This is a genomic window from Serratia sp. (in: enterobacteria), from assembly GCF_046715635.1.
Classification (GTDB): domain Bacteria; phylum Pseudomonadota; class Gammaproteobacteria; order Enterobacterales; family Enterobacteriaceae; genus Chania.
This window is the reverse complement of the sequence record NZ_JBKJYW010000382.1, coordinates 1-9,758: the sequence shown is the minus strand read 5'-3', so window position 1 is coordinate 9,758 and position 9,758 is coordinate 1. Positions and strand designations below refer to the sequence as shown.

Annotated in this window: 9 protein-coding genes; all 9 read left to right on the top strand. The window is 55.8% G+C overall.

The features are described 5' to 3' along the window. The first annotated feature begins 68 nt into the window (after window positions 1-68). Window positions 69-2,024: an ABC transporter permease gene (locus ACLQ7H_RS19960; RefSeq protein WP_411754169.1), complete on the top strand. Its 1,956-nt coding sequence runs from the start codon at window positions 69-71 to the stop codon at window positions 2,022-2,024. Further along, the gene (locus ACLQ7H_RS19955; RefSeq protein ID WP_411754170.1) at window positions 2,024-3,427 is read left to right on the top strand and encodes an efflux transporter outer membrane subunit; all 1,404 of its coding nucleotides are present in this window, start codon (window positions 2,024-2,026) and stop codon (window positions 3,425-3,427) included. The genes ACLQ7H_RS19960 and ACLQ7H_RS19955 overlap by 1 nt, the downstream gene beginning before the upstream one ends. After that, window positions 3,420-4,670: a beta-ketoacyl-[acyl-carrier-protein] synthase family protein gene (locus ACLQ7H_RS19950; RefSeq protein WP_411754168.1), complete on the top strand. Its 1,251-nt coding sequence runs from the start codon at window positions 3,420-3,422 to the stop codon at window positions 4,668-4,670. The genes ACLQ7H_RS19955 and ACLQ7H_RS19950 overlap by 8 nt, the downstream gene beginning before the upstream one ends. Window positions 4,671-4,672: 2 nt before the next feature. After that, a complete protein-coding gene (locus ACLQ7H_RS19945) occupies window positions 4,673-5,473 on the top strand; it encodes a hypothetical protein (protein ID WP_411754167.1) in 801 nt (266 codons plus the stop codon). 17 nt (window positions 5,474-5,490) lie between these two features. Next, entirely contained in the window at window positions 5,491-5,739 is a 249-nt protein-coding gene (locus tag ACLQ7H_RS19940) for an acyl carrier protein (protein WP_024529318.1), read from the top strand. Between the two features lie 4 nt (window positions 5,740-5,743). Then, complete coding sequence (locus tag ACLQ7H_RS19935) at window positions 5,744-6,478, top strand: SDR family oxidoreductase (protein ID WP_411754166.1); 735 nt, start codon at window positions 5,744-5,746, stop codon at window positions 6,476-6,478. 582 nt (window positions 6,479-7,060) lie between these two features. Next, window positions 7,061-8,449, top strand: coding sequence for a chitoporin ChiP (gene chiP / locus ACLQ7H_RS19930; protein ID WP_411754165.1), 1,389 nt, complete (start codon window positions 7,061-7,063; stop codon window positions 8,447-8,449). Window positions 8,450-8,499: 50 nt separating this feature from the next. Further along, window positions 8,500-8,826, top strand: coding sequence for a ChiQ/YbfN family lipoprotein (chiQ, locus tag ACLQ7H_RS19925; protein WP_411754164.1), 327 nt, complete (start codon window positions 8,500-8,502; stop codon window positions 8,824-8,826). Window positions 8,827-8,844: 18 nt separating this feature from the next. Further along, the coding region (locus tag ACLQ7H_RS19920; RefSeq protein WP_411754163.1) for a carbohydate-binding domain-containing protein at window positions 8,845-9,758 on the top strand (914 nt) is incomplete at its 3' end.

Sequence of the window (9,758 nt, the reverse complement as noted above, 5' to 3'; positions counted from 1 at the left end):
AGTCAAAGAAGGGCTCAACGAGGGAGATCGCGTGGTGCTGAGCTCCTCGGCGACGGGAAGCGATCATCATGGCTGAACATAGCGCGCCTTTAATCGCCCTGCGCGGCGTCTCCCGGCATTTTGTGTCCGGATTGCAGACGGTGGCGGTGTTGAAAGCTATCTCACTCACCATTCGGCGGGGTGAAATGGTGGCGATTATTGGCGCTTCCGGATCGGGGAAATCCACGCTGATGAATATCATCGGCTGCCTGGATAAGCCGACGCAGGGAGAGATGTCCATCAAGGGAATTTCCACCCCACAGGCCAGTAGCGAACAGTTGGCTCAATTACGTAGCCAGTACATTGGGTTTATTTTCCAGCGCTATCATCTGATGCCGTACCTCAGCGCCGCTGAAAACGTCGCCATTCCGGCTCTGTATACGGCGATGCCGACGGCTGAGCGTCAGCAACGGGCCGAGTATTTACTGGCTCGGCTTGGGCTGCAGCAGCGTATTGATTACAAACCTGCCCAGCTTTCCGGTGGGCAGCAACAGCGGGTCAGTATCGCGCGGGCACTGATGAACGGGGCGGAAATCATTCTGGCTGACGAACCGACGGGGGCACTTGATCGTGCCAGCGGTCAGGAGTTAATGGGGATCCTGCACGCGCTGCATCAGGCAGGACACACTCTGATTATCGTGACCCATGATCGTGATATCGCCAATCAGGCACAGCGCATCATTGAAATCAGCGACGGTGAGATTATTTCCGACCAGGCCAACCATGCCGTCGCGCCGTTGGAGACCCCGCCAGCGCTGCCGGTTGCAGTGGCTACTGGCCGCACACGGTTTTGGCAAAGCGTGAAAGAGGCCGTCAAGATGGCCTGGCGGGCCTTGTTGGGGCACCGCGCACGGGCCTTTTTGTCGATGCTGGGTATCATCATCGGTATCTCTTCGGTGGTGTCATCCATGGCGGTCGGGGAAGGGGCTCGGCAAAGTATTCTGAATGAAATCAGCCAGCTGGGTACCAGCACGCTTGAGATCCGGCCAGGGCTGGGCTGGGATAATCTCCGCCCCGATTTTGCTCGGGCGCTCACGGTGTCCGATGTCGAACTGCTGGCGGAGCAACCTTATGTCGATAGCGCGTCGCCGGTGGTCAGCAATACGGTAAAAGCGGTACGTGGAGGGAAGCAGGCCATGGTGTCGATTTCCGGCATCAGCAACGCGTATTTTCGCGTGCAGGGCCTGCATTTCCTCTCCGGTAACGGCTTCACCCGACGCGATCTGGACGAGCGTGAACCGGTGGTCATCATCGATCCAGAACTGCGCACCACCCTGTTTGATCCCGATGAGGTGCCCGAGGGTGAGATCATCCAATTGGCGGGTACGCCTTACCGGGTGATCGGTATTGCCGAGCGTAAAGGCGGCAAATTTAGCGGCATGATGCTGGGGGCATGGATGCCTTACACCGCGCTGCTGGAGCGGATGTCCGGCGATATGCCGATTGAATCGATAACCTTACGGGTCAACGACGGTATTTCACTGAGCGAGGTGCAAGGCCGGGTAGAAAGGCTACTGGAGCAGGCTCATGGCCAGCGTGACTTTTTCACCCAGACTAATGACCAGATGACGCAGGCCATCCGTAAGGCGTCGGATTCCATGACGCTGCTAATTACCGCCATCGCCGGAATTTCCCTGCTGGTGGGGGGCGTTGGTGTGATGAATATCATGCTGGTATCCGTGACCGAACGAACCCATGAGATTGGCATCCGCCTGTCGGTTGGGGCGCGTCCTGCGGATATTATGCGCCAGTTCCTGATCGAAGCGATGGTGATCTGCTCGCTGGGTGGGCTGATTGGCATTATCGGTGCCGGGCTGGCCGGGGTGATTTTCTCCTGGGTAACGCAGGAGTTTTCCATGATCTTTACCTGGCCGCCGATGGTGCTGGCCTGCGGATTCTCGGCGCTGATCGGCCTAGGGTTTGGCTTTTTCCCTGCGCGTAATGCAGCGCGTCTTCACCCTACGGAGGCGCTGGCACGCGAATGATGATGGGCAGACTTTCCTGGACACTGTTATTCCCGTTATTGCTGACGGGATGTGGCTCATTAGTCAAAAGCGACTATCAGCAGCCCATGCTTTCTGTGCCCTCCGAATGGCGGCAGCAGGAGAGCGGGGCGGGTTATTTACAGCACAGCCAACGCTGGTGGGACAGCTTTGACGATCCCCAACTCTCAAGCCTGATTGGCCGGGCGCTGACCAGCAACAACGATCTGGCCATTGCCGGATTGCAGCTACAACAGGCGCGTCTGGCGGCGGGGTTAACTAATACCAACCTGACGCCTGGCGTTGCGGTTAGCGGCGGCGCAAGCAATGACAAAAATCTGCGCAGCAATACCACCCCGACGGAGTCTTACCGCACCTCATTGGATATGAGCTATGAATTGGATTTGTGGGGCAAGCTGGCGCGGGCCAGAGAGCAGGCTCAGTGTCAGGTTGAGGCCTCGGAGCAGGATCGGCAAAACACCGCGCTGATATTGATCGGTGATACCGCGCGCTATTACTGGCAGATCGCCAGCCTCAATCAGCAGATCACGCAACAGCAGACCGGGCTGGAAATCAGTAAGCAGACGCTCGACATGGTGCAGTCCCGCTACGCAGCGGGCGCGGCTGGGCAACTTGATGTATTGCAGGCGCAGCAATCGGTGATCGAGCGTGAAAACCGGCAGCGCCTGTTGCAACAACAGCGCGAGGAGGCCCGCAACGCGTTGGCCATCCTGTTCAACAGTTCGCCCACCGATCGTCAGGTAGAGCGATCTTCTCTGGACACCCACCAGGATGTACCGATAGCCAAGATGCTGCCGGTTGAGGTTATCGCCCGCCGCCCGGATGTGAAAGCGGCGGAAAGCCAGCTGCGCGCGGCGCTGGCAGGTTCGGATGTGGCTCGCCTGAGTTTTTATCCGACGCTTTCGCTGAGTGCGTCACTCGGGGCTGCCAGTAATGTTTTCCAGCAGTGGTTCAGTAACCCGGCCAGAACACTGGGCGCTAATGCTGCCTTACCGTTTGTGGAATGGAACACCGTACAACTCACCATCGAAAAGTCGGATCTGGATGTCAGGCAGGCGGCGATTGTCTTTCGCCGCACGGTCTACAACGCCTTGTCCGATGTGGATAACGCCATGACGCAGCGGCTGAGCTATCAGCAGCAAAGGAAAAACCAGCAGCAGAATCTGCAGCTAGGCCAGCAGCGTTTAGCGCTGGCGACTAGCCAATACCAGGCGGGAGCCGTTTCTTTCAAGACTCTGCTGGATGCAGAAGATGCCCTGCTGACCATTGAAAATAATCTGGCGGATCTGCAGTACAGCTACCTCACTGCCACCATGAAACTGTGGCTGGCACTGGGCGGTGGTGTGGCAAAAGAAAATGACAGGGAAAGGGGAAATCATGAATAAAGGTTTAATGCCGCGCCGAGTGGTGGTCACCGGTTACGGGGCGGTGACGCCGCTGGGAATGAACGCAGCGGAAAGCTGGGCGGCGATCATGGATTATCAGCTAGGTTACCGTTATTACGATAAATCCAGCGTCGGGATCCAGTCGCGTTTTCTGGGGCTGATCGACGAGGAGCCTAGCTTGAAAGGGGTTCCTGCGGCGATCCGTCGTCGTTTGCCGCGTTTTGCCCGGCTGGTGTTGGCAGCGGCCCGTGAGGCGATGACCATGGCGTTTCAGGGCGACAGCCCGGCGGCCTATTACGATCTGCTGGAGTGCGGCACGATTATGGGCAGCGGCTGGGCGGGGCAGGATGAAACCCATATGAATTATGAAGGCTATCTGCGCACGGGGTTGGGGTCACCGTTTGGCTGTTTCCTGTCGATGCCGAATGCGGCTACGGCGGCGTGCAGCCTGTTCTGGGGCCTGCGCGGTTATCAAAACAGCCCGATTGCGGCCTGTGCGACCGGGACGATCGCCATCGGGGATGCTTTTGAGGTGATCCGCAGTGGTCGCGCCTCCATGATGCTTGCCGGGGCCGGGGAGTCGCTGCGTACCGATGCCGCAGTGTGGAACATAGACATCCTTCGAGCGTTGGCGAGCGAGCAGGAAGATATCCGCAAGGCCTGCTGCCCGTTCAGCCTGGATCGCAACGGCTTTGTGCTGTCAGAAGGGGCGGCCGTTTTGTGCCTGGAGGAGCGGGAAGCCGCGCTGGCTCGCGGGGCAACTATCCTTGGCGAGATCAAAGGCTACGGTAATTATTCCGATGCCGTTGATTTTACTGCCCCAGCCGAAGACAAGCTTGCCCGGGTCAAGACTATCGCGCGAGCATTGGACCAGGCGGGATTGACGGCGGCGGATATCGACTATATCAATGCGCATGGCACCTCTACGCCGCTCAACGATCTGAACGAAACGCAGGCCATCAAACTGGCTTTCGGTGAAGCCGCTTTTAGCACACCGCTTTCCAGCACCAAATCTTATTCCGGGCATCTGATTGCGGCGGCGGGCAGTTTTGAATCCATTATCTGCCTACAAGCCATGCAGCATCAGATGATGCCCGCGACCTGTCACCTGACGAATGCCGATCCACAATGCGATCTGGATTACATCGGTGAGGGGCATCGCTCTGCACCGTTACAAAATACGCTGAATCTGAGCTTTGGTTTTGGCGGAGCCAATGCGGCTTTGGTGATTGGGCAGGCATGAGTATGGATCTCACTTATACCGTGCAAGATGCTGAAGCCTGGGCCGCATTTTCTGGCGATGACAATCCGATCCATTTTGACCTGCAACAGGCGCGCAAGATCGGTGTGGCGCAGCTGAGCGTGCATGGGATGCGTGCGATGCTGGATATGAAACGCCACCTGAGCACAGCCCTGCTGGCTACTGTGCCGGATCAGGATGGCTGTACCTTCCGCGCACGTTTGCGCCAGCCAGTGCTGTGCCAGACGTCATATCAGTTGCAGATTGCCAGCAAGGGAAGTTCGGTGACCGGTGTGCTGCTGGACAGTACCACGCAGGAACGCTGTTTTAGCAGTACGTTGACTTCGGCCCCACTCTTGCCATCGAGTGTTGGCGTGAAGGAACACTCGCTGACGGCTGCTGAAGTGATGGCTCTAGCCCGCCGGTTTCCCGGAGAGGTCTCTGATATCACCCAGACTTGGGGGTTCTTTGATGCACTGTTATTTCAGCTGTTGGTGCAATCCCCGGCAACGCTGGCGACGCTGAGCGCAGCGTTTCCCGAACTGGCTGCCGAGACGCTTAGCGACGTGTTCGCACAGATCCCGGTGGTGCAGACACACCATGAAACCCACTTTAGCGCCCAACTTTTTACCCCCGATCCCCATTTTCACCTTACAGAGCGGCTGTACTACCAGATTTCGCCAATGTTGATCATGGGGGATAAATACAGCGGCTTGGTGTTACGGGCAGAGATCCAGGCTAACACGCTGTCGCAGCCGCTGATAACAACAGCAGTCACCTTGAAAACCTGGCCGTTGGTCAGTTAATAACATAAGGACATACCATGGAAAAGTACCAACAAGTTTACCTGACCGTCAGCGAAATGATCTGTGACGCCAAAGATCTCGAGATGGACGACCTCTCGCCAGAAATGCCCTTGCATCAGTTAAAACTCGACAGCCTGGATTACGTCGAGCTGATGGTTCTTGCCAAGCGTGAATTTGGCGCCACGTTGAGTGCCGAAATGTTTATCGATAAACCCAATATGACGCTGGGTGAACTGTGCCAATCTCTGGCCGAACAGCAAAAGTAAGCCTATGACCAGACAATGGGTATTAGTGACCGGCGGTAGCCGGGGGATTGGCCGCGCGCTGGTGGAAGAGTTGGCCAAACGGTGGAACGTGGTGTTGACCTGCCGTAGCGTTCAATCACCCTCAGCCGAGGTGATTGAGGCCTGTGCCGGTTTGCCAGGTTGGGTGGAAAACTGTATTTGCGATGGCAGTGATGAGCAGGCGGTGAACCTTGTCGCACCAGAGCTGTTGGCCCGCCTCGGAGCGCCTTTGGCGGTGATCCATAATGCGGGGATTGCTCAAGACGGTTTGCATATCCAACAAACGAGCGAGCGCTGGCGGCAGGTGATCGACACTAACCTCAATGCTGTATTCTACTGGAACCGCCACCTGCTGCCCGCCATGATGGGGCAGGGTGAAGGAGCCATCGTACTGATGTCTTCGGTCACGGGGATCAAGGGTAATGTAGGGCAAACGGCTTACGCTGCCAGCAAATCGGCAATGATTGGCCTGGCGAAGTCGCTGGCGTTGGAGGTGGCGCGCTTTAACATCCGGGTGAATTGCCTGCTGCCTGGGATCATTAACAGCGAGATGACGGACGCGATCCCACCGGAGGCACTGAAGGCGCTGCGCAAACAAATTCCGCTGCGGCGTTTGTGCAAGGCCAGCGAAGTCGCCAGGGCCGCGGTATTTCTGATCGGCGATGACAGTCGTTATATGACAGGACAAAGCCTGATCCTCGACGGAGGGTTAACTACCTGACCCACTTGGGACGAACATGTTCGTCCCCTACCCATTCCGCACCGAAAACCAGTGCACACATGCTGCGTTTATACCTAAAACCAACCTTCCCTTGCGCTGTGGCTAGCAGTGAGCACGCTTGTTTTTTTCTAAGAATTTACTTGGTTGTTACTCAGCATCTTTTTTCATCATGGTGACTTGTATATTCGCGATGCGAATTAATATCATTTGTGGAGCGCTCTCATTTTTGTGCCTGGCTGCCGTTTTTGTCGTGCTGAAACCTTTCAATTAACAAGGAATTAGCCTGATAATATCTCTATTTAATGATTTTATTGAGTTTTTTCTCAATAAAGTGACCCTGCTCATTATTGTAACGAAATATCATCATTGTGTGCACCTTGTCATACTTTGACAAATCTCTCTCACTTTTCATTTGATAATTCGCGTCGCGAAAAATAGTCTAGCTACAGTATCAAGGCCGAGGTGAATTTTATCACCGGGCACAATTTTACCCGATTAGGGTTTTTTTATTAGCGACCGTGCAGGGCAGTGGTGAACGCGGGCGGGCGCACTTTAAAGTCAAAGTCAAAGAGGAATTTTCTTATGGGTACGCACGGTGCTCAGCGTAAAACGCTGGCGCTCGCTGTCGCGGGTGCAATATTAGGAAGCGCATTTGTCATGGCCCCAGAAGCACAAGCTGAAGGGTTTATCGACGATTCTACGCTGACCGGTGGGGTCTATTACTGGCAACGTCAACGCGATCGCAAAGACGTTGAAACCGGTGAGTTTAAAACCAACCTCTCTCACTCTACCTGGAACGCCAACCTGGACTTCACCTCCGGCTATGCGGCGGACATGTTTGGTATCGATGTGGCGGCGTTCACCGCCATCGAAATGGCAGAATCCAGCGAGAGTGGCCACCCGAACGAAATCGCGTTCTCCAGCCGTAACCGTACCTATGACGAAGATTACTCCGGTGATAAAAGCGGTATCAGCCTGTATAAAGCGGCCGGTAAGTTCAAGTATGGCCCGGTCTGGGCGCGCGCCGGTTACATCCAGCCAAGCGGGCAAACGTTGCTGGCCCCGCACTGGAGCTTTATGCCGGGTACCTACCAGGGTGCTGAAGCCGGTGCCAACTTTGACTATGGCGATTCAGGTGCGCTGAGTTTCTCCTACATGTGGACCAACAAGTACAAAGCGCCTTGGCACATTGAGATGGACGACTTCCGTCAGAACGATCGCAAGACCGACGTTTCCTACCTGCACTCGCTGGGAGCCAAATACGATTTCAAAAACGACCTGGTGCTGGAAGCCGCGTTTGGCCAGGCGCAAGGCTACGTGAATCAGTATTTCACCAAGGCGTCTTACAAGTTTGACCTGGCCGGAAATCCGATGACCACCAGCTACCAGTTCTACGGTGCTGAAGACCGCATCGGTAACAATAGCGATCCGAACAGCATCTATGATGGCCTGGCGTGGTTGCAGGCTCTGACCTTCGGTTATACCACCGGCCAGTTCAACTGGCGCCTGGAAGGCACCATGGTCAAGGCGGAAGGCAACCAAGGCTTCTTCCTGCAGCGTATGACCCCGACCTATGCCTCCTCCAACGGCCGCCTCGATATCTGGTGGGATAACCGTTCCGACTTTAACGCCAACGGTGAAAAAGCCGTGTTCGGTGGCGTGATGTATGACCTGAGCAACTGGAACCTGCCTGGTATGGCCGTCGGTGCCTCCTACGTTTATGCCTGGGATGCCAAGCCAAGCACCAACCCGATTTACGATCAGAGCCAGCGCCTGAGAGAGAGCGCTTACAGCCTGGATGCGATGTACACCATGCAGGACGGGCGCGCCAAAGGCACCCTGTTCAAACTGCACTTCACGCAGTATGACAACCATTCCGATATCCCAAGCTGGGGCGGCGGTTACGGCAACATCTTCCAGGACGAGAAAGACGTCAAATTCATCGTTATTGCACCGTTCACCATCTTCTAATGCACTCCCCGGTGGCCAGGCTGCCGGGGAAATGTCACAGGACTTTGACCATGAAAAAATTGATGTTGATTATGGCCACGGTTGCCGGGCTTAGCGCCTGCTCGCAATCTGCCGCGCCACCGGAAGATGCCAAGCTGCGTCAGGCCTACACCGCATGTATCAATACCGCGGAAGGTTCACCAGAAAAATTGCAGGCCTGCCAGGCGGTGCTGAACGTATTGAAGCAAGAGAAACAGCACCAACAGTTCGCTGAGCAGGAAACCGTGCGGGTGCTGGATTACCAAAGCTGCATCCAGGCCGCCCATACCGGCAATGGCCAGGCGTATGACGCCAAATGCGGCAAGCTGTGGAAAGAAATTCGCGCAAACAACAACTGATTACGCAAGAGGTTGCAGATGAACAAGTTTAAGATGAGTGCTCTCGCCGCCCTGACGGCTACCGTTGGACTATTGGGCAGCGTAGGTTCTGCCATGGCCAACCAGCAGGTGGTTGATCAACTCAGCCAGTTGCAGGTCAATCTGAAGATGTTGGACAACCGTGCTGCCGAGAACGGCGTGGACTGTGCCAAGCTGGGTGCTGATTGGGCGTCTTGCCACAAGGTGCTGATCACTTTGACCAACGGCAACCAGGAAATCAAAGATAAAGACTGGGCGATCTATTTCCACAGCCCGCGCCAGACGCTGAAGGTCGATAACGACCAGTTCAAAATCACTCACATTACCGGCGATCTGTATAAGCTGGAACCGACGGACAAATTCACCAGCTTCCCGGCCAATCAGGCGGTGGAAATCCCGATTATCGCTGAATACTGGCAGCTGTTCCGCACCGACTTCCTGCCGCGCTGGTATGCCACTTCCGGCGATGCTCAGCCGAAGATCCTGTCAAATACCGATACCGAAGATGTTCACCAGTTTGTTGCCCCGTTCACCGGTGACCAGTGGAAGCGTACCAAGGATGACAACAACATTCTGATGGTGCCGGAAAGCCGCTTCACCAAGAACCAGGATCTGAAAGTATTGCCGATGGCATCGCTGCGTGGGCAAATTATCCCAACCCCGATGGAAGTTAAAGTCCATGCGAAGGATATTGACCTGAGCAAAGGCGTGGCGTTGGAACTGAGCGCCTTGACCAAACCAGCGGCAGATGCGGCAGCCGAGCGTTTTGCCCTGCTGGGCATTGAGAGCCAGGCGAGCGGTTATCCGATCAAGACGGATATCAAGCCAGCGGCATTCAAAGGCGATCAGGCCGTGCCAGGTGCCTACCAGTTGAAGATTGGCGAGAAAGGTGCCGAAATCACCGGTTTCGATCA